This window comes from Pseudomonas oryzihabitans (genome assembly GCF_032027545.1).
Taxonomy (GTDB): Bacteria; Pseudomonadota; Gammaproteobacteria; order Pseudomonadales; family Pseudomonadaceae; genus Chryseomonas; species Chryseomonas oryzihabitans_F.
This window is the reverse complement of sequence record NZ_JAVSJB010000018.1, coordinates 1-21,903: the sequence shown is the minus strand read 5'-3', so window position 1 is coordinate 21,903 and position 21,903 is coordinate 1. Positions and strand designations below refer to the sequence as shown.

At 65.8% G+C, this 21,903-nt stretch carries 21 protein-coding genes and 1 pseudogene; 4 read left to right on the top strand and 18 right to left on the bottom strand.

Going from position 1 to position 21,903, the window contains the following annotated elements; translation table 11 throughout:
* Positions 1–25 precede the first annotated feature (25 nt).
* The 8 genes from RND78_RS22200 to RND78_RS22165 form a co-directional block, all read right to left on the bottom strand.
* On the bottom strand, positions 26–787 hold the full coding sequence (locus RND78_RS22200; RefSeq protein WP_312732140.1) for a 1,6-dihydroxycyclohexa-2,4-diene-1-carboxylate dehydrogenase: 762 nt from the start codon (positions 785–787) through the stop codon (positions 26–28).
* 10 nt (positions 788–797) lie between these two features.
* Positions 798–1,820, bottom strand: a complete 1,023-nt coding sequence (gene benC / locus RND78_RS22195) for a benzoate 1,2-dioxygenase electron transfer component BenC (RefSeq protein WP_312732139.1) — start codon at positions 1,818–1,820, stop codon at positions 798–800.
* 12 nt (positions 1,821–1,832) lie between these two features.
* Positions 1,833–2,321: a benzoate 1,2-dioxygenase small subunit gene (benB, locus tag RND78_RS22190; RefSeq protein ID WP_312732138.1), complete on the bottom strand. Its 489-nt coding sequence runs from the start codon at positions 2,319–2,321 to the stop codon at positions 1,833–1,835.
* Positions 2,318–3,694, bottom strand: coding sequence for a Rieske 2Fe-2S domain-containing protein (locus RND78_RS22185; RefSeq protein WP_312732137.1), 1,377 nt, complete (start codon positions 3,692–3,694; stop codon positions 2,318–2,320). Before RND78_RS22185 ends, benB begins: the two co-directional genes overlap by 4 nt.
* An 84-nt stretch (positions 3,695–3,778) precedes the next feature.
* Entirely contained in the window at positions 3,779–4,747 is a 969-nt protein-coding gene (locus tag RND78_RS22180) for an AraC family transcriptional regulator (RefSeq protein ID WP_312732136.1), read from the bottom strand.
* 94 nt (positions 4,748–4,841) lie between these two features.
* Complete coding sequence (gene catA, locus RND78_RS22175; protein ID WP_312732135.1) at positions 4,842–5,771, bottom strand: catechol 1,2-dioxygenase; 930 nt, start codon at positions 5,769–5,771, stop codon at positions 4,842–4,844.
* 53 nt (positions 5,772–5,824) lie between these two features.
* The gene (catC, locus tag RND78_RS22170) at positions 5,825–6,115 is read right to left on the bottom strand and encodes a muconolactone Delta-isomerase (RefSeq protein ID WP_312732134.1); all 291 of its coding nucleotides are present in this window, start codon (positions 6,113–6,115) and stop codon (positions 5,825–5,827) included.
* A gap of 26 nt (positions 6,116–6,141) precedes the next feature.
* Entirely contained in the window at positions 6,142–7,263 is a 1,122-nt protein-coding gene (locus RND78_RS22165; RefSeq protein ID WP_312732133.1) for a muconate cycloisomerase family protein, read from the bottom strand.
* A 101-nt stretch (positions 7,264–7,364) separates the two neighbouring features.
* Here RND78_RS22165 and RND78_RS22160 point away from each other — a divergent pair, with 101 nt between their 5' ends.
* Entirely contained in the window at positions 7,365–8,255 is an 891-nt protein-coding gene (locus tag RND78_RS22160) for a LysR family transcriptional regulator (protein WP_312732132.1), read from the top strand.
* Here RND78_RS22160 and RND78_RS28410 read toward each other — a convergent pair.
* The 10 genes and pseudogenes from RND78_RS28410 to RND78_RS22115 form a co-directional block, all read right to left on the bottom strand.
* Positions 8,252–9,040 (bottom strand): methyl-accepting chemotaxis protein, encoded by a 789-nt coding sequence (locus RND78_RS28410; RefSeq protein WP_409457098.1) that lies wholly within the window; start codon positions 9,038–9,040, stop codon positions 8,252–8,254. The two genes, RND78_RS22160 and RND78_RS28410, sit on opposite strands and share 4 nt — an antisense overlap.
* Before the next feature lie 66 nt (positions 9,041–9,106).
* Positions 9,107–9,877: pseudogene (locus RND78_RS28405) on the bottom strand (MCP four helix bundle domain-containing protein); the annotation flags it as partial.
* 127 nt (positions 9,878–10,004) lie between these two features.
* Positions 10,005–11,357, bottom strand: coding sequence for an OprD family porin (locus RND78_RS22150; protein WP_312732130.1), 1,353 nt, complete (start codon positions 11,355–11,357; stop codon positions 10,005–10,007).
* 105 nt (positions 11,358–11,462) lie between these two features.
* Positions 11,463–12,920 carry an ATP-binding cassette domain-containing protein gene (locus tag RND78_RS22145; protein ID WP_312732129.1) on the bottom strand — a complete coding sequence of 486 codons (1,458 nt, stop codon included), beginning with the start codon at positions 12,918–12,920 and terminating at the stop codon, positions 11,463–11,465.
* Complete coding sequence (locus tag RND78_RS22140) at positions 12,917–13,738, bottom strand: ABC transporter permease (protein WP_312732128.1); 822 nt, start codon at positions 13,736–13,738, stop codon at positions 12,917–12,919. Before RND78_RS22140 ends, RND78_RS22145 begins: the two co-directional genes overlap by 4 nt.
* Positions 13,735–14,670, bottom strand: coding sequence for an ABC transporter permease (locus tag RND78_RS22135; RefSeq protein WP_312732127.1), 936 nt, complete (start codon positions 14,668–14,670; stop codon positions 13,735–13,737). Before RND78_RS22135 ends, RND78_RS22140 begins: the two co-directional genes overlap by 4 nt.
* A complete protein-coding gene (locus RND78_RS22130) occupies positions 14,667–16,199 on the bottom strand; it encodes an ABC transporter substrate-binding protein (RefSeq protein WP_312732126.1) in 1,533 nt (510 codons plus the stop codon). The genes RND78_RS22135 and RND78_RS22130 overlap by 4 nt, the downstream gene beginning before the upstream one ends.
* Positions 16,200–16,628: 429 nt before the next feature.
* Positions 16,629–17,201: an EF-hand domain-containing protein gene (locus RND78_RS22125; protein WP_312732124.1), complete on the bottom strand. Its 573-nt coding sequence runs from the start codon at positions 17,199–17,201 to the stop codon at positions 16,629–16,631.
* Positions 17,202–17,305: 104 nt separating this feature from the next.
* A complete protein-coding gene (locus RND78_RS22120; RefSeq protein ID WP_312732123.1) occupies positions 17,306–18,373 on the bottom strand; it encodes an ATP-binding protein in 1,068 nt (355 codons plus the stop codon).
* Positions 18,374–18,375: 2 nt separating this feature from the next.
* Entirely contained in the window at positions 18,376–19,116 is a 741-nt protein-coding gene (locus RND78_RS22115; RefSeq protein WP_312732122.1) for a response regulator, read from the bottom strand.
* 379 nt (positions 19,117–19,495) lie between these two features.
* Here RND78_RS22115 and RND78_RS22110 point away from each other — a divergent pair, with 379 nt between their 5' ends.
* The 3 genes from RND78_RS22110 (at position 19,496) to RND78_RS22100 (ending at position 21,413) form a co-directional block, all read left to right on the top strand.
* Positions 19,496–20,071 carry a sigma-70 family RNA polymerase sigma factor gene (locus tag RND78_RS22110; RefSeq protein ID WP_312732121.1) on the top strand — a complete coding sequence of 192 codons (576 nt, stop codon included), beginning with the start codon at positions 19,496–19,498 and terminating at the stop codon, positions 20,069–20,071.
* A complete protein-coding gene (locus RND78_RS22105) occupies positions 20,068–20,775 on the top strand; it encodes an anti-sigma factor domain-containing protein (protein ID WP_312732119.1) in 708 nt (235 codons plus the stop codon). The genes RND78_RS22110 and RND78_RS22105 overlap by 4 nt, the downstream gene beginning before the upstream one ends.
* Before the next feature lie 74 nt (positions 20,776–20,849).
* Positions 20,850–21,413 (top strand): fasciclin domain-containing protein, encoded by a 564-nt coding sequence (locus RND78_RS22100; protein WP_312732118.1) that lies wholly within the window; start codon positions 20,850–20,852, stop codon positions 21,411–21,413.
* The last annotated feature ends 490 nt before the right edge of the window (positions 21,414–21,903 follow it).

Below are 21,903 nucleotides of genomic sequence, written 5' to 3'. Positions count from 1 at the left end.
GGCACCATGTCGCTGCGCGGCAGGGTCAACCCTGATCGCCGCCCCCGACGGGCAGGACAGTCCCGGTAATGTAGGAAGCTTCGTCCGAAGCCAGGAAGAGAATGGCGCCCGCTTGCTCGTCCAGGGTGCCGTAGCGCTTCATCAGGCTGCTGTCGCAGGTCTGGTCGACGATCTGCTGATACCACTGGCGGTCCTGCGCTGATTCCACCTGCTCGTTGCGCGGAATGCGCCGTGGCGGTGCCTGGGTACCACCCGGTGCCGTGGCATTGACCCGGATGCCCCGGCCGGCGGTTTCGAATGCCAGGCAGGCGGTCAGGGCATTGATGCCGCCTTTGGCGGCACCATAGGGCACCCGGTTGATACCACGGGTGGCGATGGACGATACATTGACGATGGCGCCCTGCCCTCGCGCCAGCATGTGCGGAAGTACCGCATGACAGCACCAGAGCGTGGGAAACAGCGAGCGACGGATTTCCGCTTCGATCTCCTCGACCCGATAGTGCTCGAAGGGCTTGACCCAGAGAGTGCCGCCGACGTTGTTGATCAGGACGTCGATCCGTCCCTGCCAGGCGTGGGCCTCGCGCAAGACCCGCTGGCAGTCAACGGCTTGCTCGAGGTCGGCCGTCAGGGTCAGGCTGAGGTCGTCCCGCAGTTCATGGACCAACGCCGAACGATCGATGGCCACCAGCAGCGCCCCCTCCGCTCGCAATCGCTCGGCCACTGCCCGCCCGATGCCTTGCGCCGCACCGGTCACCACCACGACCCTGTTGGAAAATCGGCCATTCATGATGCTCTCCTCAGGCGGCGTTGCCGGCCGTCACGACCGTGGGCGTGAATTTCTCGTAATGGAAGCTGGCAGGCTCGATGCGCTGCTCGCCCAGGTACTGGCGGACCGCGTCCACCATGGGCGGCGGTCCGCACAGGTAGAGGTCGACGTCTCCCCCGTTCAGCGCCTGCGCAGGTAGGTGCTGGGTGACATAGCCCTGACGCGGGTGCTGGGTCCGCGGGTCCGCGACACAGGTCAGGACGCTCAGGCCCGGCAAGCGGCGGGCGTAGGCCTCCAGTTCGTCGACCAGCACCAGGTCCTCGTCGTGGGTCACGCCGTACAGCAGCTGGATCGGCTGCCGGCAGCCCTGTTCGGCCAGCACCTCCAGCATCGACAGGAAGGGCGCGAGCCCGGTGCCTCCGGCCAGGAACAGCAGTGGCCGGCGGACTTCACGGAGGAAGAAGCTGCCCAGGGGACCGCTCAGGCGCAGCTGATCGCCGACGCGCGCCTGCGCCAGCCAGCCGCTCATGAGTCCGCCAGGCACCTGCTTGACGAGGAAGCTGGCCACGGCCTCCCCGGGCCGGCTGCTGAAGGAATAGGCCCGCGTCTGGCCGCTACCGGGCACCTCCAAATTCATGTACTGCCCCGGGAGAAAGCCCGGCGCGCGATCCAGGGTCAGGCGCAGGGCGACTGCGGCGTCGCCCAGGCGCTCGAGTCCGGCGACGCTGGCCTGGTAGGTGGCCACGCCGGTCTTGCAGCGGGCCGCGGGCACGGGCACCCGCAGCACGCAGTCGGAAGTCACCGTCATCTGGCAGGTCAGCACCCGCCCCTCGGCGGCTTCGCTGGCGCTCAGGGCATCTTCGAGGTAGTCCTCGCCGAGGGCATAGTCGCCCTTCTCGCAATGGCACTTGCAGGTCCCGCAGACGCCATCTGAGCAGTCCATGGGGAGGTTGATGCGCTGGCGGTAGGCGGCATCGAGCACCGTCTCGCCAGGGTTGCAGTCGATGAAGCGAGTGACGCCGTCTTCGAACGTCAGGGCCAGGGTATAGCTCACGGCGGCGTCCTCCTAACAGTGGTAGATGTCGATGACCTGGTGGATGTAGTCGTTCTTCAGCACCACCTTCTTGCGGGTGATCAGTGGCCGCTCGCCGCGTAGGTCCAGCTCGTAGAAGGAAGTGCCGAAGAAGACGTCGGTGGCGCGATAGCGATGGCTCAGGGTCTGCCAGTTGAAGCGCAGCTCGGCCGTCTCGGCATCCACGGCCAGGACTTCCAGGTTGGTGATGAAATGGGCCGTGCGCGGCTCCGGGGTGCTGGCGCTGGAGCGCTCGGTCTTGATGCGAAAGAGGCGGTCTTCCAGGCCTTCACGATTGGGGTAGTAGATCAGCGAGATGTGCGCCTGGGGGTCCTCGACCAACTGGTCGTTGTCGTCCCAGGCGGGCATCCAGAACTGCACCTGGGGGCTGTAGCAGGCGACCCAGTCGTCCCACCGGCGATCATCCAACAGGCGGGCTTCGCGGTAGACGAAATCGATGAGTTGGCTTCGGACGATGTTCATGCGGCGCCCTCCCCATCGGTGGCCACCAGAATGGCGCGCTCCCGCTCGATGGCCTGCCCCAGGGCCTGGGCCCAATAGGCGTGCTGGCGCACGAACAGGCCCTCGTCCTCGGTACGGGGGCCGGACAGCAACGGCGCCATGCCCAGTGCGCGGGCGTTGTCGTCCGCGCCCGCTTGCCAGTGCCGCGCGCCGCGGGAGAGGTCGTTCCACAGCGCGGTATTGCCCTGGTAGCCGCCCTGGCAGGCGCGGAATTCCTCCAGGTCGTCCGGCGTGCCCATGCCGCTGACGTTGAAGAAGTCCTCGTATTGGCGGATGCGCAGAGCGCGGTCGGCAGCGCTTTCGCCCTTGGGTGCGAAGCAGTAGATGGTCACCTCGGTCTTGTCGACCGCCAGGGGCCGCACCACGCGGATCTGGGTGGAGAACTGATCCATCAGGTAGACGTTGGGGTACAGGCACAGGTTGCGGGTCTGGCCGACGATGAGATCGGCCCGCTCCGCACCGAGCCGCTCCCTGAGCGCCTCGCGCTGGGCGTACACCGGACGCACCTCGGGATTGAGCAACTGGGTCCAGAGCAGAAGGTGGCCGTGCGCGAAACCGTAGACGCCGCCGATGCTCTTGGACCAGCCGTTGGCATCCACGGTACGGGTACCTTCGGCCGCGTAGTTGCGCCGCTGCATGGTGGCGGAGTAGTTCCAGTGCACGGAGCTGACGTGGTAGCCGTCCGCGCCGTTCTCCATCTGCAGCTTCCAGTTGCCGTCGTAGGTGTAGGTGGAATTGCCACGCAGCACCTCGATACCCTCGGGTGCCTGGTCGACGATCTGATCGATGATGACGCGGGTTTCGCCGAGATGGTCGGACAGCTCGGGCACCGCCGCGCTGAGCGAGCCGAACAGGAAGCCGCGATAGCTTTCGAAGCGGGCCAAGCGGCTCAGGTCATGGGAGCCGTCGCAGTCGAATTGCTCCGGGTAGGCGCCATGCTTGCCATCCTTCACCTTGAGCAGCTTGCCACTGTTGCTGAAGGTCCAGCCATGGAAGGGACAGGTGAAGGAGCTCTTGTTGCCCTGCTTGCGACGGCACAGCATGGCGCCGCGGTGGGCGCAGGCGTTCACCAGCCCGTGCAGCTCGCCCCGCTTGTCGCGGGTAATCACCACCGGTTGGCGACCGATCCAGGTGGTGAAGTAGTCGTTGACGTCGGGAATCTGGCTCTCGTGGGCCAGGTAGACCCAGCCGCCTTCGAAGAGGTGCTCGAGCTCCAGTTCGAACAGCGCGGGATCGGTGAAGACGTTACGGCGGCAGCGGAAGACGCCACGGGCCGGGTCGTCTTCGACGGCGCTGGCAACCTGCCGGGCGAGGCGGTCGAGCATGCTGATCATGGGGTATCCCTCGGTTGTTGTTGTGTCAGGCCAACCCAGGGTAGGAGCGGCGGTACCCCGCCAATAGCCGTGGCGTGCGAATCGCTATCCGCCTTGTGCGCCCTCCTCGCGCCCGCGCTTCCAGGTGACCGACGGCCGTTCGCCGAACCTCTTGCGATAAAGCTCGGCGAAGCGCCCCAGATGCACGAAGCCGAGGTCTAGGGCCACGGCAGTGACACTGCAGGCACGCGGGTCCAGCAGCCGTTGCCGGACCTGCTCCAGCTTGCGTTGACGGATGTAGTCACCTGGGGCAACGCCGACATGGCGCTCGAACAGGCTGTAGAGCGTGCGCCGGCTGACATTGGCTACCTGCATCAGGCGCTCCACACTGATGTCTTCGCCGAGGTGCTCATCGATGAAGGCCTGCAGCACCTCGAAGCGGCGGCTGCCGGCGGTGAATACGGTGGGCACTGCCCAGGTGCTGTTCTCCACCAGCGCCAGTAGCTTGCTGGCCACCAGGCGCTCGTACAGCGCCGAGGTAGCGGGCGTGGCTACCTCCTCTGCCTCCAGGCACAGCAGCTCCAGCAGCGCCAGGAAGTTGCCCACGGCAACAGCGTCACCGGCCTGATGCTCGAAGCGAACGCCCGTGGCGGGCAGTGGACAGCCCTGGGTCAGGCAAGCCGTCTCCAGCACCCGCACTGGCAAGGTGAGGATGAATTTCTCGCAGTCCTCCGAGTAGGTGAGGTCGACCGGCTCGTCGGGATTGATCAGCAACATCTGCCCCGGCGCATACACCCGCTCCCGCCCTGCCCCGCGCGCGAGGCAGCGTCCCTGGAGCAGCACCTGCAGGTGAAAGACGCTTTCCAGTGCCGGACTGGTGACCTGCACCTGGCCGCCATAGCTCAGGCGGCAGAGATCGAGGTTGGAAAAGCTCCGGTGCAGGATGCTCGCCCGCGGGCGGTCGCGTACCGGCAGGCGAATACGGTGATGGCCCACGTGCTCGTTGACGTAGGCCGATACCATGGCTGCATCGGCCTGGGCGAACACCAGGCTGCGCTCGCTGAGCAAGGTCATGGTCGGAACCCCTCTTGTTGTTGTAGTGGATCGAGGCGCACGGCAAAGCCCGGGACACGAGGCGCCCCGGGCTTTCGGCGGGTCAGCACCGAATTCAGGCCTCCAGGGCGCGAACCCGCTCGCGACGTTCCTCGGCGGCCGGCTCGGCGGCGGGCTGCAGCTCGAAGTCGAAGTCGATCTCGGCGAAACGGCCGGACACGCCCAGCGCCTCGGCACGGGCCGGGTCTTCGCTGAAGGTGATCTCGGCGATCAACTCGTCACGGGTGGCGTAGGCGAAGTCGTCATGCAGGTATTGGTCGCCGGCCAGGTTGATCTGGGTGGTCAGGTGGCGATGCTGGGGCGCAGAGATGAAGAAGTGCACGTGGGCCGGACGCTGGCCATGGCGACCGAGCTGGTCCAGCAACTGCTGGGTAGGGCCATCCGGCGGGCAGCCGTAGCCGGAGGGGACGATGCTCTGGAAGCGATAGCGCCCTTCGTTGTCGGTGACAATGCGGCGACGCAGGTTGAACTCGGACTGACTGGGGTCGAAGTAGGAATAGGTACCGCCGGTATTGGCGTGCCAGACGTCGACGATGGCACCGGCCAGTGGTTTGCCTTTCACATCCCGCACCACCCCCTGCATAAACAGCGGCGTACCGGCGTCGGTACCGTCATCCAGACGGGCACTGCCCTCGCACAGCGGCGCTCCGGCCACGTAGAGCGGGCCCTCGATGGTCCGCGGGGTGCCACCGACCAGGCCGCGCTCGGCGTCCTCGGCATCCAGGCGCAGATCCAGGTAGTGCTCCAGCCCCAGGCCCGCGACGACCAGCCCCGCTTCCTGGCGCGCGCCGAGCACATTGAGGTAGTGCACCGCGGCCCAGAATTCCTCGGTGGTGATGTCCAGGTCGTCGATGATCCTGATGGTATCGGTCAGTACCCGGTGCACGATGGCTTTCATGCGCGGATTGCCGCCGGCTTGCTCGAAACCACTGACGGTTTCGAAGAATTTCTGCACGTCGGCGGTCTGGGCGATGCGTACGGTCATGGTGATGGTCCTCGTATTGTTCTTGTCAGGCAGTCAGGCACATTGCAACGGGATCAGCGGTCGTCGACGTGGATCGACGACGGGTGTCGGCACAGGGCGGAGACCTCGATCTCCATGTAGGGGTACAGCGGTAACTGCATCAGGGTGTCGTGCAGTGCCTGAGCATCGGGTACGTCGAAGATGCTTACGTTGGCGTAGAGCCCGGCGATACGCCAGAGGTGACGCCAGGTGCCTTCGCGTTGCAGGCGCTGGGCCAGCTCCTTCTCGTCGGCCTTGAGCCGGGCGGCCTGCTCGGCGGGCATGTCGGTGGGCAGCTTCACGGTCATGCGGACATGGAACAGCATCTCGAAGACTCCTCTCTTGAGCGTGATTAGCGGCGGGCGAAGCGCGCCAGGCGCTCTTCGTCGAGGACGACGCCGAGTCCCGGCGTGGTCGGGATCTGCAGTTGGAAATCCTGGTAGCGCGGCGGCTCGACGAGGATGTCCTCGGTCAGCAGCAGCGGGCCGAAGAGTTCGGTGTGCCACTCCAGGCGGTCCAGGGTCGCGAAGGCGTGGGCGCTGGCCAGGGTGCCGATGCTGCCTTCGAGCATGGTACCGCCGTAGAGGCCGATGCCCGCGGCTTCGGCGATGGCGGCCGCGCGCAGTACCGCACGGGGGCCGCCGGTCTTGGCGATCTTCAGGGCGAAGATGGGCGCGACGCCTGCCTGCGCCAGGGCGAAGGCATCCGCCACCGATTCGATGGCTTCGTCGGCCATCAGCGGGATCGGGCTGTGGGCATTGAGACGGGCCATGCCCAGTCGATCATGGCGCGGCAAGGGTTGCTCGATCAGTTCGACGCCTGCCTCGGCCAATTCACGCGCGGCCTTGATGGCGACTGCCTCGCTCCAGGCCTGGTTGACGTCGACCCGGACGGACGCCCGATCGCCGAGGGCACTCTTGATCGCGCCGACATGGGCGACGTCCTGCGCCGGCGTCCGGCTGCCGATCTTGAGCTTGAAGTGGCGGTGGCGACGCAGGTCGAGCATCCGCTCGGCCTCCTCGATATCCCGGGCGGTATCGCCGCTGGCCAGGGTCCAGGCGCATTCCACGCCGTCGCGCACCCGTCCGCCGAGCAGCTCGGCCACCGGCAGGCCCAGCCGCTTGCCCTGGGCGTCCAGGATGGCGGTCTCGACGGCGCTGCGGGCGAAGGTATTGCCTCGCACGCTACGGTCGAGGCGCTGCATGGCGGCGTTGAGATTGGTGGCGTCCTGGCCGAGCAGCAGCGGCGCGATCCAGGTATCGAGGTTGGTCTTGATGCTTTCCGGGCTTTCCCCGGCGTAGCTCAGACCGCCGATGGTGGTGGCCTCGCCCATACCGACGATACCGTCGCTGCAGTGGAGCTTGAGGATCACCAGCGTCTGACCATGCATGGTATGCATGGCGAGCTTGTGCGGACGGACGGTCGGCAGGTCGACGATCAGGGTCTCCAGCCGTTCGAAGGTAGGACAGGCCATGGGCTCAGTACCGCTGCGCGTTGTTGTTTGAGCCGAGATTGACGCGCCGGAAGACCTCCGTCCAATATGGATTAGGTCTGGCTTCATACCCTGGAGGTATCGTGGAACTGCGGCAGTTGCGCTATTTTCGCGTCTTGGCGAACACCCTGAACTTCACCCGGGCCGCCGAGCTGCTGCATATCGCCCAGCCGCCATTGAGCCGGCAGATCCAGCAGATGGAAGACGAGCTAGGGGTGACGCTGGTGGAGCGCGGGCGCCCGCTCAAGCTGACCGATGCCGGCCGCTTCTTCAACGAGCAGGCGTCGCAGCTGCTCGAACAGTTCGAACGCCTCTGCACCGATACCCGGCGCATGAACGCGGCCAGCCGTCGCTTCCTCAGCATCGGCTTCGCGCCCTCGACCCTCTATGGTCAGTTGCCGGAGCTGATCCGCCGCCTGCGCGCCCATGGCGACATCGAGCTGAACCTCGCCGAGCTGATCACCCTGCAGCAGATAGAAGCCCTGAAGACCGGGCGTATCGACATCGGCTTCGGTCGCATCTTCCTCGACGACCCGGCCATCACCCAGTTCGTGTTGCGCGAAGACCCGCTGGTGGCCGTGCTGCCCCAGGGTCATCCGCTGCTGGCGGTACCAGTGAGCCTGGCCCAGCTCGCCGAGCAGCCGTTCATCCTCTACCCTGGCTCGCCGCGCCCCAGCTATGCGGATCACGTGCTCAAACTCTTCGCCAGCGAGGGCCTGACCATCCATGTGGTCCAGACCCCCAACGAACTGCAGACCGCCATCGGCCTGGTGGCCGCTGGCGTCGGCGTGACCCTGGTGCCGGCCTCGGTGCAGCGACTGCACCGCGACGACATCGGCTACACCGCCCTGCTGGACTCCCAGGCTACCTCGCCCATCGTGGTCAGCCACCGCACCGGCGACGGCTCGGCGATGCTGCTGGAGGTGCTGGCAGAGTTGCAGCAGCTAGCGCGCACGCCGAATGTTTCGGACTAGACGGCGAACTCCTGCACCATCCGATTCAGGCCGACGGCGAGCCTGGAGACTTCGGCGCTGGCCGTAGCGTTCTGGGTCGCACCCGCCGCGCTCTGCGTCGCGAGATCGCGGATGCTGGTGATGTTGCGGTCGATCTCCCGCGCTACCTGGGCCTGCTCTTCCGCGGCAGTGGCGATCACGGCATTGCGCTCGTTGATCTGGCCAATGGACCCAGCAATCTGCTCCAGCGACGCATTGGCCAGTTGCGCCACAGCGCTGGAATCACCAGCCAGTTGCTGACTCTGCTCCATGGCCCGCACGGCCTGGGACGAGTCATCCTGGATGGCGCCGATCATCTGCTCGATTTCCCGGGTCGACTGCTGGGTCCGATGCGCCAGCGCCCGTACCTCGTCGGCCACCACGGCGAAGCCACGGCCCTGCTCGCCGGCCCGGGCCGCCTCGATGGCGGCGTTCAGCGCCAGCAGGTTGGTCTGCTCGGCGATGGCGCGGATGACCTCGACCACGGTGCTGATGTCCTGGGCGCGGGACGACAGCGCCCGTACCTGTTCGCTGGTACTGAGCACGTTCTGGGTCAGGGCTTCGATTGAGTGGACAGTGCGCGCCACCTTGTCCAGGCCTTCCTGGGTCAGGTCCTGAGTGTGGCGGGAAGTAGTCGCGGCGTCGGCCGCGTTGAGCGCTACCTCGTCGACCGCAGAACTCATCTCGGTCACGGCACTGGCGGCCTGGTTGACCTCGTCGTTCTGGCGAATGAGACCGCGGCTGGCCTCGTCGATCACGGTCGTCATCTCTTCCGCGGCGGAGGCCAACTGGGTGGAGCTGTCGGCGATGTGGGACACGGTCTGGCGCAGATTGTCCTGCATCTGGGCGAGCGCCTGGAGCAGCCCGGCGGCCTCGTCGCGGCCGACCACGGTGATTCGTTCGGTCAGGTCCTTGCGGGCGATCCGCTCGGCGATCCGCAGCGCTTCGCCCACGGGACGGGTGATGCTGCGCACCAGCAATAGCGCCAGCACCACGGTGACCAACATAGTCGTACCAATCAGGCCGTAGACCCAGGTCAGGCCACGGGTGAAGGTGGTCCCGGCTGCCACCCCGGCAGCCTGAGCGCCCCGTTCGTTGAAGGCCATCAGGTCGGCGATATTCTTCTCCAAGGCGTTGGTGAGCGGCCGGATGGAGGTATTGATCAGACTGACGGCACCCGCGGTGTCACCGGCCCGCAGCTTGGGTTCGAAGGCGTCCAGCAACTGGCGATAGGCCTCCGCCCCCTGGACGACGGCCGTATACAGCCGCCTGTCTTCTTCGTTGGAGACCGTCGTCTCGTAGCCCTTCACGGCATCGAAGAAGGCCGTGCGATAGCCGGGAAAGGCATTGATGGTCTGCTCGCGCAGGGCGGCGTCCGGCGTGGTGGTGCCCCTCAGGCTTTCCAATCGCAACCGCAGCAGCCCGCTGCCCATGCGCCCGGCGAGCTGGTTGCCTGGCAGCCAGTTGGTCTCGACATCCTGCTCCGCGCCGTACAGCCGATTCATCTGGAGCACGGCCACCGCGCCGAGCGCGAAGACGATCAGCACGATGACGGAGAAGAACAGCAGGGCGCGCGGTGCGACCTTCAGACTGCGCAGACTCATGGAGCGATACTCTTATTGATTGACTAAAAGAGCTATCGACGACACCCCGAAGCCTTGAGTCGGGAGTGATGGGTGGTCAGGGAGCGGCGGTCAGCGGTAGGCCTCCACGGATTCACGCGTGATTGATTCACAGCAGCCGTAGCGGATAATCGAGAATCACGCGCAACTGGTCGACGGAGCCACCGGTGGACAGCGAGCCACGGTGCCACGCCTGGCGTACCCGGATCGAAAGCCCCTTCGCCGAGCCGGATTGGACAAGGTAGCGACCTTCCAGGTTGAGCTCCCGCTCGCGGTCATCCGCACCATACAGGCCGCGATAGGCGCTGTTGGCAGGCAGGTTGCTGCCATCGATGTCGGAGCCCTTGATATAGCGGGTCATCAGGCTGAGCCCCGGCACGCCCAGGGTCTTGAAGTTCAGGTCGTAGCGCGCCTGCCAGGAGCGTTCGTTCGGGGCGTTGAAGTCGGAGAACATCGAGGCGTTGCCGAGGAACAGGCCACCCCCGACACGGCCGTTATCGCCGAATCCAACGTAGTCGAAGGGCGTATCGCCATCGATCCGTTGCCAGCCGAGGGTGAACGTCTGAGGTCCCTGGGTGTAGGCCACAGCAAGGCTATAGGCGGTATTGTCGATAGGACCGGCCTTGGCCGCGCCGGTGTCGAGCGTCCGGTAGAGGTTAGCGTCGAAGGTCAGCGACCGGGTGCTGGACAGCGGCTTCACCAGATTCAGGTTGCCGTAGTACTGGTTCCAGATGTCATCCAACTGTGCGGCATACAGGGATAGGCTGACACCTTTCACCGGGCTGTACTTACCCCCGGAGAAGTCGAGATGGTCGGCGCGTCGACGGGCGTAGCCGGCCCAGAGATCACCGTCGTGGTTGGTGCTGACCTGATCGGTCGCCGAGGTGAAGTGACCAGCTTCCAGCAGCAGATTGGCGACGTCGGTACTGGCCAGGCTCCAGCCCGTGGCGGTCTGCGGCAGCAGCCGACTGGTGCTGATGGCGAACACCGGTGCGGTAGGCGCCTGCTGACCATAGCGGACTACCGTTTGGGCCAGCCGCAGCTTCATTGCCGCGCCGGTGCGGGAGTAGTCATCGGCGGGCTGGTTGCCGGCATGCACCGGCAGGTTACCGGTACCCCGCCGCCCAGGACCGCCGTCGAGTTTCAGGCCCAGGTAGCCGAAGGCGTCGATCCCGAGTCCCACGTCGCCCTGGGTGAAGCCGGACTGATAATCCAGCAGGAAGCCCTGGGTCCAATCCTCTTGATCCAGGCGCCCATTGCGCCGATCGCTGCCGAAGTAGTAGTTGCGCGCGGTCAGGGTCAGCTTGCTGTCCTCCACGAAACCCTCGGCGAACACAGCCTCGCCATTCCCCAGCAAGGTGCAGCCCCCTACCACTCCCAGTGCCAACGGACCGAGCAGTCTGCCGACGCCCAGCCGGTGGGCGTCGGCAACTGTTACATCCTCTTGAAGCGAGCGTTCCATGATGTCCTCTGATTGCTGGATATAAATCGCGGGTGTCCGCATGCCTGCCAGGACGGCTAGCCGCCCGGCTGGAAACAAGGGTTCGAAGGTGGGCGACACCCTGCCTCAGATAAGGGCTTCGGCGAGTCGTCCGGCTGGTGGCGTCTGCCACTGGGCAGGGGTGGCTGGATCGCTCAGTTGAAGGCGTCGGTCGGCCACGGCATCGACCAGGGCTTCATCGTGGCTGACCAATAGGATGGCCGTACCCGCTTCCTCCGCCGTTTCCACCAGCAGCTCGATCATTTCCTTCTGGGTGATGAGGTCCAGCCGCGAGCTGGGCTCGTCGGCGAAGATGAGCGCTGGATCGAGCAGCAGTACCCGTAGCAGTGAGAACCGCTGCAGCTCGCCTCCGGAGATATTGCCCGGCAGACGGTCCAGCAGGCGCTCGTCGAGGCGCAGTCGCTGCATCAGCCGCCCGATGCGCGCCGCATCCAAGCGGTGCAGGCGAACCAGATCCGCCAGTAACTGGCGGATCGTCGCCGCCGGGGCGAAGGCCGAAACCGGGTCCTGGTGGAGTTTCTGGAAGGCGAAGCGGCTCAAGCCGTCCTGGCGCCGCAGCCGACCGCCGCTGGGCGCCGCAAGTCCCAGGACGATATCGCCCAGCGTCGACTTGCCACAGCCGGACGGCCCCGTCACGCCGAGGATCTCTCCCGGCCTGACTTCGAACGAGAGGTCTTCGAACAGCTGCCGGCCGCCACGGCTGGCGCTCAAGCCCTCGACCGCCACCACCGGCTCACCCTTGCCCTGCCGCTGCGGGCGACGGCACCAGTGCGCGGGATCGGCCGCCAGCAGTTGCCGGGTATAGGCGTGCTGGGGGGCGCCGAGCACCTGCTCGGCCGTGCCCGACTCGATCACCCGGCCCTTGAGCATGATCATCACCGCTCCACCGAGCCGTCGAGCGACCTCCAGGTCATGGGTAATGATCAGCAGACTGCCGCCCTCGGCCAGCAGCGTCTCGAGCAGGCCGATTACCTCGTCGATCCGATCACGATCCAGGCCCTTGGTGGGCTCGTCGGCGATCAGCAGCGGCGCCCCACCGGCATGGGTGGCGGCGAAGGCCAGCCGTTGCGCCATCCCCCCCGACAGCTGGAAGGGATACTTGCGCTCGGCACCCGCGAGCCCCAGGCGCGCCAGATCCGTCGTAGCCTTCTGCCGCGCCGCTGCGCCCGGGAGTCCCACCACCCGGGTGTAGGTCTCGCTCACCTGGGCCAAGGCCCTCATGGTCGGGTCCAGGCTCAGCCAAGGCTCCTGGGGCAGCACTGCCAAGCCCCTGCCCCACTGGCGTCGCCGCCCTGCCTGGCGCCCGTCTTCACTGAAACCGTCCGCCAGGCCTATCCGGCCATGGGCTTCGAGGCCTGCCGGCAGGTTGCCGACGACACCCTGGGCGAACAGGCTCTTGCCCGAACCCGTCTCACCGATGATCGACAGCACCTGTCCTGGCGCCAGACTGATGGACAGCGGCTCAACCAGCGGCGTATCGCCGGCGCGGATTTCCAGCGCCGTGGTGGTCAGCAAGGTGGTCATGGCTTGCGCCCTCCGGTGATGAGCAGCAGCGCCAGCACGGTCAGAAAGATCGCGCCGATCGGCAGGGCGATGACCAAGGGCGCCTCGGCGTAATAGGGCAACAATTCGGTGATCATCAATCCCAGCTCCGCGGTCGGCGGTCGCACGCCGATGCTGACGAAACCCAGCGCGGCAACGGCCATGATGGTCGAGGCGGCGCCGAAGGCGGCGATGGTCAGCAGCACCGGTGCCAGCTGCGGCCAGAGGTGCCGACGCACGATGTACAGGGGACCGAAACCCAGCAACTGGCTGGCGGCGACCGCCGGCGAGGCCAGTACCGTACGCGCGAGGGCGCGGGTCATGCGGAAGTACTCCACCCAGAGCACCAGGGCGACGGCACTGTAGAGCGCGACGAAGGAGCCGGGAAACACCGCGACGATCAGCAACACCAGCAGGAGCCCCGGCACGGCAAGGAACAGCTCGGCCAGCCCGCCCAGTAGCCTGTCCACCCAGCCGCCCTGCCAGGCCGCCAGGATGCCCAGCAACAGGCCGGGAACGGCGGCGGTGCAGACACTGATGAAGGCCAGCCCGAGGGAAAAGCGCAGGGCCACCGACAACCGCGCGAGCATGTCGCGCCCCAGGTGGTCGGTACCCAGGGGATAGGTGCTGCTGGGCGCGGCGAGGATCGCCAGGTAGTCCTGGCGCGCGATGTCGCCCTGCCAGAGCAACGGGATGAGCACGGCGACGGCGATCAGGGCCACCAGCAGGCCCAGTCCCAGCGCCCGGGCGCCGGTACGCGCTGGAGGTGCCGTGAGTACGGCGGCGCTTTCCAGGTTCATGCAGGCCTCCCACGCGGATCGAGCAGATGGTTGGCCACGTCGACCGCCGTATTGAGCAGGACGAACAACAAGCCCATCGCCAGGGCCGTGCCCTGCACCATGGGCACGTCGCGCTGGACGATGGCATGGACCAACCCGTGGCCGATGCCGGGCCAGGCGAACAGTGTCTCCACCACCACCACCCCCTCGATGAGATACACCAGCTGCACGCCCAGGTAGGTCACCACCGGCACGCCGATGTTGCGCAGGCCGTGGCGCAGGAAGACGCTTGCACCGCGCAACCCCTTGAGGCGCCCAAAGCCGTAGTAGGCCGAGGCAGCCACCGCCTGGGTGGCGTCCCGGGCGACGCGGGAGGACACCGCTGCCAGCCCCAGGGCGAGGGTCAAGGTCGGCAATACGCTGTGCCAGAAGGTGCCGTGTCCGGCCGCCGGGAACAGCTGCCAGGAGATGGCGAACAGCAGCACGAAGAGCACGCCCAGCACGAATTGCGGCAGCGCCCGGATTGCCGTGGTCAGCACCAGCAGAAGGCGGTCCAGCAGACCGCCTGGCCGTAGACCGGCCAGCACACCCAGCGGCGGACCGATCAGCAAGGACAGGCAGACCGCGCCGATGGCCAGGCGCACGGAGCTGCCCAGCTCATGGGCGACCACCTCGATCACCGGTTTGCCGGAAACCAGCGAATGCCCGAGATCGAGGGTCAGCAGATCGCCGATCCAGGCCAGGAAGCGCCACAGCAGCGGCTGGTCGAGCGCCAGTTCCGCTCGCACCGCCTCGGCGGCCGCCGTGTCCACCAAGTCGTAGCCATAGCGTCCGGCGGCGATGCGGTAGGCGGCGTCCCCTGGCAGCAGGCTCATGAAGAGAAACGTCAGAGCACCCACCAGCAAAGCCACCAGGCCCGCCTGCAGCAGGCGGAAGGTCAGAAGGCGCGTCATTCGACCCACCGCATCTTGCTCAGGCCGAAGGTCCGCTCGAAGGGATCGATGGCGGCCCCCTCGACGGCAGTGGACACGGCGAGGGTCTGCCGATACCAGGCCACCGGAATCACCGGCAGCTCCTGCTGGACCTGGGCCATGGCGATGCGCCGTTGCCGCTGCTGCTCAGCCGGATCTTCGGTGGCCAGCAGGGATACCAGCGCCTGGTCGAAGGCAACGTTCCGCCAGCCCATTGGCCCCCACTCGGAACCGCCGTTGCCGAAGTCGTTCAGCAGGGTGACCAGGGGATCGGGTACCAGGGCGAAATTGCGCCCATAGAGCGCGAGCTGCAGCGAGCCGTCCTGATGGGCCGCCGGGATGGCACTGGAGTTCTGCACGGCGACCTCCACATCCACCCCAACTTCGCGCAGTTGCGCCTGCAGCGCCGTGGCGATCAGCGGCAGCTCCGGGCGATCGGCATAGGTCAGCAGCTTCAGTCTGAGGGGTGCGCCATCCTTCTGCAGGATGCCGTCGCTCCTGGGCGTCCAGCCCTGCCCGGCCAGCAGTTGGCGCGAAGCCGCAGGATCGTAGGCAAGTGGCGCCAGTTGCGGGTCGTGCCAGGCCGGTACGTTCTTGGCGAACAGCTGGGTCGCCCCCGTCCCCGGTGCCCGCAAGACGGCGGCGGCCACCCCTTCACGCTGGATGGCGAGGCTGAGCGCCTTGCGCACCTCTACCGAGGCCGTCGCGCCCGCGCCGGAGTTGGGGGTCAGCAGCACCACCCGGGGTACCGGCTCGATGAGTACCTTGAGGGCGCTGGAGCGCCTGAGTCTGGCGATGCTCGGCGGGTCCAGCTGGAATACCAGCTCGGCATCGCCGCTCTCGGCCATCAGGGTACGTGTCTCGCCGCGGCCAGCGGCCAGATAGGTCGTCCTGCCGATCTGCGGCCGGGTGCCCCAATAGCCATCGAAGCGCTCCGCAGCCAGTCGCTGGGGCGGCTCCAGAAGCGTCAGCCGATAGGGGCCGGTCCCGATGATCCGCTGTACCTTGCCCTCGGCGTCATAGGACGCCGCCGCGAGGATGTTGGTGGACGAATGGGCCAGCAACGCCAACAGCGGCTTGAAGGGCTTGCCGAGCTGGATCACCACCTCGTTGCCTTGCGCCGTGACCGCCTCGATCCCGGCCTGCCGGAGCACCCCGGGCTTGCCCCGCGCGGCATTCAGGGCGGCCGCGGCGACCTCAGCCGTGAGGGCGCTGCCATCATGGAATCTCACCCCCTGCCGCAGGGTCAGGCGCCAGGTCCGGCCATCCGCCGACACCTGCCACTCCTGCGCCAGGCCCGGTGCGGGCTGCCCCTGGACATCCGCTTCCAGCAACGTCTCCGCGATCTGCATGCGCTGGAAGACGAACCCGGAGATCGACGGATCAAGGCCACCGATCTCGAAGGGCCCGACCACGTCGAATACCCGGTCCTGGGCGAAGGCACCTGGCAAGGCCAGGAAGGTCAGCGTCGACGCGGTAACGGCGGTACGGATGCAGCGAGGGATAAGCATGGTGTTCCTTACGAGCGACTGTCTCATCGCAGCCCGAGCCACGATGGAAGGGGTGAGAGCGGCTGGCTCTGCGGGCCCAGGATGCTGACGGCACCGTTCTGCCCTTCGGCTGCAACCCCGAACCCCGTCATCCAGGCATCCGACTTGTACCCAGACCTGGGCCAGCCCACGAAAGCCGCACGTTATATCATAACAATTTCGCGAAATCCGTAATCCATACGTAACCGCAACATCCTGAAACAACAGTGCTTTCCGTTGCGCCTGACCGTTCCTACCGGGTCACCGTCAACAGCGGGAACCGCTCCGACAAGGGCCGACCTACACGATCGGTCGTGAGCGCGACACCTGGAACGAACCAAGGGGAGCCGTCATGCAACGACTGGGGACGGCGCGGCGCCCGGCCGCCCCACCCCTCCCGCTGCGGCTCGATCAGGCAGCCACGCTCAGTCCACTGCTGGAGCTGCTGGTGCCATAGCTGCCAATACTCTGGTACTGGCGCAGAACTGCCTGGACCAGCTGATTGTAGGGAGTCGAGGTGGTCTGGCTGGTCGTATCGCTGGACGAAGACTGAGTCTCGCTCGACTTCGGCGGCGGGGGTGGCGGCAGGCGTCCGCCGCTACCTTCGCTGCTGGCCAGGCCCTCGCCAGAGACCTCATCTTCACCCGCCGGCGGTGGCGCGAATACCGAGGCGAATTCGTTCTCGCCCACGCTGCCGTCGCCGTTCTGGTCCAGCATGCCGAGTAGCTTGTCGACGTCGATGTCACCGTTCGCCGCATCGCTATCCTGGCTGCCACTGGCCGCGCTGGCGGCGGTGGCGAGCTCGCTCTTGCTGATGGCGCCATCGCCGTCGCTATCGAGCTTGGTGAACAGCTTCTTCAACGGATTGTCGTCATCGCTGCCACCGATGCGACTGTCCACGCTGCCGCTACTGTTGCCGTTGCCTTTGATCGCGCTGGCACTGCCATAGTAGCTGGAGTAGCCACTGCCTATTCCGCTGATCATGGGAATTTCTCCTGGAAGATGCGAGACGTAGGTATCCCGCACGATCCAGTATCCAGCCGCTACGTATCGGCGATTTACCGCCTTTGTATGCCCCCCGACACAAGCTAGGGTGGCGGGCGGTGCAACGTCACCTGGCAGGTCAGGCCGCCCCGGGGGGTTTCCTCGAGATTCAGCTCGCCGCCCATGTGCGCCGCGGCCTCGCGAGCGATGGCCAGCCCCAGCCCCGTACCGCCGGACGATCTGTTGCGTGAGCCTTCGAGGCGATAGAAGGGCTCGAAGACCGCCTCACGCAAGGCCGCGGGAATGCCCGGCCCATGGTCGACGATGCGAATGACCAGGCGATCGGGTCGTTCCGCCAGGCGGATTTCCGCGTGCCCGGCGTAGCGCAGGGCATTCTGCAGCAGATTGGTCAGGCACGAACGCAGCGCCATGGGAGCCACCCGCAAGGGCACGCAGGTACCCTCGACCGACACCTGGGCGCCCTCCTCCTCGGCATCCTCAGCCATGGCCTCGACCAGCGCCTGGACGTCGCACAGCACCGGACATTCCTCACGATGCTGTTCGCGCAGATACCTCAGGGTGCCATCGAGCAAGGCGATCATGTCGTCCACGTCCTGGCTGACCCGGGCATGCAACCGGGGATCGTCGATGTCTTCGATGCGCAGCTTCACCCGGGCCAAAGGCGTGCGCAGGTCGTGGGAGATGGCCGTGAGCATGCGGCCACGCTGCTGGATCTGATCGAGCAGGTGCTGGTGCATGCGATTGAGTGCCCGGGCGGCCTCGCGGGTTTCCCAGGGGCCGGTGACGGGAATGGGCGAGCCATCGAGATTGTGGCTCAGATGCTCCGCGGTCTGCGTCAACTGGCGCAGGGGCCGCGTCAACAACCGCGCGCCCAGCCAGGCGGCGATCACCAGGGAGCCCAGTTGGAACACCAGCGGTCCGCCCAGCAGCCATTCCACGCGTCGCCACCAGTTGGGCTCCTTGTCGGGAAAGCGTTCCGGTGGCGGCGGTGGCCGCTCGAAGGGCGCTTCCCGCATCGACAGCGGAGGTCGGGGCGGCGCTCGGTCACCGAACTCATGCCGGAACCAGAAGAACGCCAGCAGGTGTCCGAGCAGGATGGCCAGCAGGAACACGCCAAACAGCCGCGCGAACAGGGTATCCAGGCGCCGCATGGCTAGGCGCCTATCTGCTTGGCATCGAACAGGTAGCCTTCTCCGCGCACCGTCTTGATCAGTTGGGGCGCGCGGGGATCATCGCCCAGCTTCTGCCGCAAACGGGACACCTGCAGGTCGATGCTTCGATCGAAGGCCTCGATGGCGCGGCCCCGCGTGGCATCGAGCAGTTGCTCCCGGCTCAGGACATGGCGCGGGTGCTCGATGAACACCCACAGCAGCCGCACCTCGGCATTGGACAGGGGCACCATCACGCCCGCGGGCGAATGCAATTGGTGCAGGACCCCGTCCAGCTTCCAGCCATCGAAGCTGACGCAGGTACGTGGCGCCTTGCGCGGGGCGTGGCGATTGTCCTGCGTCCGCCGCAGCACCGACTGGATACGGGCCACCAGTTCCCGCGGCTCGAACGGCTTGGCCATGTAGTCGTCGGCGCCAAGTTCCAGCCCGATGATCCGGTCGGCGGGCTCGCACTGGGCAGTCAGCATCAGGATCGGAATGCCGCTGTCCCGCCGCAGCGCCCGGCAGAGGGACAGGCCATCCTCCCCCGGCAACATCAGATCCAACACGATCAGGTCGAACGCCTCTTCCGCCAGCGCCCGGCGCATCTCCTGCCCATCGCCCACACCCCGCGCATGGATGCTGAAGCGCGCCAGATACCCACAGATCAACTCGCGAATCGGCGGATCGTCGTCCACCAGCAGAATGCGGGACGTCCAGCGCGGGGATTCGGATGGAAGCGACATCGTGGTTACCTGAACAGTCATACGATCTGGAAGCGCATGCTAGCCGGTCCGCCAGCAAGGCAGCTACGGATCGGAATGTAGGCTTGTGTAAAGGTCGTCAAGGGCTGGATACGGAGCGTGAACCCGCCAAGCCTCCAACTGCCAAGGAGTCGATGGACTGTGCGCACTCGCCGGCAATCGCGATTGCGAGGTCGCCTTATCGATGGTAAATCGAGAGAACGTTCCGTCGCTTTTCCAGTTGTCCCGCGTGGGCGAAGTCGTCAAGGCCAGTACTCCTCTCCTGGGCTCATGACAATGCCTGCCACGGTGTCGTCTACCCTGTGTCGGCCCTCAGGCCTACGCGAGCTACCTTTCCTGCAATCCTGTCGGAACGCCATCCTTGACGAGCAGATCAGCCGTACCGGCTAGCCCTGAAGCGAATCCCGAGTCCGTCGCACTCACTGTCCTGCTTCAGGCCTGCGGCCAGGGAAACCGCCTGGCGTTCGAAACGCTGTACCGCGTGACCTCGAGCAGGCTGTTCGGCGTATGCCTCCAGTACGTGGGTGATCGTGCGGAGGCGGAAGAGGTGTTGCAGGAGGTCTATACCACCATCTGGCTAAAGGCCGGAACGTACGACGCCAGGCTTTCCAGCGCCATGACCTGGATGGCGACCATCGCACGGCACAAGGCCATCGACCGACGTCGAGCGCAGCATCGCCACGAGTCACTCGACAGCATTGCCGAGTGGACAGCCCCCCACTCCGTTGCCGAAGACTTCGAAACGCATCGACAGAGTCGCCAGATCGATCACTGTCTGAAAACCCTGGGAAAGGACCAGCAGGCCTATATCCGGGTCGCCTTCTTCGAAGGCTATTCCTACGCTGAATTGGCCGCTCGCCACCGCATCGCGCTAGGAACGATGAAAAGCTGGATTCGGCGGGGCCTTCTGCAACTGCGCGCGTGCCTGGGACTATGAACGACAAGGATCTTCCCCCTACCGACCAGCACTCTATGCTCATCGCAGAATATGCCTTGGGCGTGCTGTCCGCTGAAGAACGCCTGCAGGTGGAGGAGCTTCTACGGCGGGATCCTGCACACCGGGAGCAGCTAGCGGCCTGGCAGCGGCATTTCGCCGAATGGCTCACCGAGTTTCCCGTCGTCGAACCGCCCGCTCGCGTCTGGCAGGATATCCAGCAGCAGCTGTTCCCGGTGGAGCAACTGCCGCCCGAGCCGATACGTCACTGGAGCAACGCGCGCCTGTGGCGCTGGACAACGGCGATGGCGCTGGCCGCCGCGCTCGTGCTGGCAATGTTCGTGGTGCTACGTCCAGTCCAGGCACCAGCCCCCGCCCTGCTGGCACGCCTGGAGCAGCGCGACGGCGACCTGCTGTTCAGCGTCACGCTGCAGGCAGGTGGCCGCCAACTGCTGTTCGCACCTACTGGCAAGCCCAATTGGCCGGATAGGAGCGCAGAGGCCTGGATCATAACGGCCGACGGCAAGCCCCATTCGCTAGGGCTGCTTCAGGACCATTCTGCCGTGGCGTTGGCTGTGCCCGCTGAACTCGCGATGGCGGTGACCCCTGGTGCGGTGCTGGCGGTCTCCATTGAACCCCTGGCCGGTTCGCCGACCGGCGCTCCCACGGGGCCAGTCATCGCTCAAGGAAAAATAATCGCGCTCTGATGCATCCGTTTCTCGGACGCCTCCGTACATTCATCACCCTCATTTGGAGGGCCGAAGAACTCAGGAGACGAATAATGCACACCTTGCTGAAACGAATTGCCGCTGTAGCCAGTCTCGCGATCCTTTGCGCCACCGTCCCGCTCAGCTTCGCCGCCGATACCGTGATGGTAGGCGGTGCGCCAATGTACCCGTCCAAGACCATCGTCGAGAATGCGGTCAACTCCAAGGACCACACCACCCTGGTAGCCGCCGTCAAGGCAGCGGGCCTGGTCGATACGCTCAATGGCGGCGGCCCCTTCACCGTCTTCGCTCCAACCAATGAAGCCTTCGCCAAGCTGCCAGCCGGCACGGTCGATACCCTGGTCAAGCCCGAGCATAAGGCCGACCTGACCAAGATCCTGACCTATCACGTAGTACCTGGCACTCACACCGCCAAGCAACTGATGGCCGAAGCCAAGATGCATGGCGGCATGGCCAAGCTGAAAACCGTCCAGGGCGAAGACCTGACCGTGAAGCTGCACGACGGCAAGCTCTGGATAGTCGACGCCAAGGGCGGCAAGGCAGCCGTCACCATCGCCGACGTTATGCAGTCGAACGGCGTGATCCATGTGGTCGATACCGTGCTGATGCCGAAGTAACGGGCAGGCACACCGCGGACACGTATGGGCCAGCGTCACGTTTGACTCTCGGCATAGCGCTTGGGCGCTGTGCCGAGAGGCATTGCTATCTAATGCCTCCTTTTCCCAGCAAAGAATCCTACCGTTAGGAGGAAAAAGATGAATCCACGTAACTTAGTTACCTAAAAAATGGCAGCACCGGCGGGAACAGCGCTGTTGCTGCTTGTTCGACCACACCTGGCAGTCTGCTTCCCGTCGAAAGTTCGGGTTTCCTGATAGACTCGGACTCCATCCCGCATGACGCGGACCTGGGCCGTATAGCCCGTGCTGCCATCCCTCCGGCGGCGTGAAGTTATCGTCCCCTTTATTTGCTACGGCCTTGATTGCCGTTGCTGCCTTGCGGCAACGCGCCTCAAGAACAGGCTGACATGTAGCAAGACGGGCCTAGAACAGACGTACCCTGATGCTTGCCGAAACCGTTCCAACCTCAGTCACCACGTACCCAGAGCCA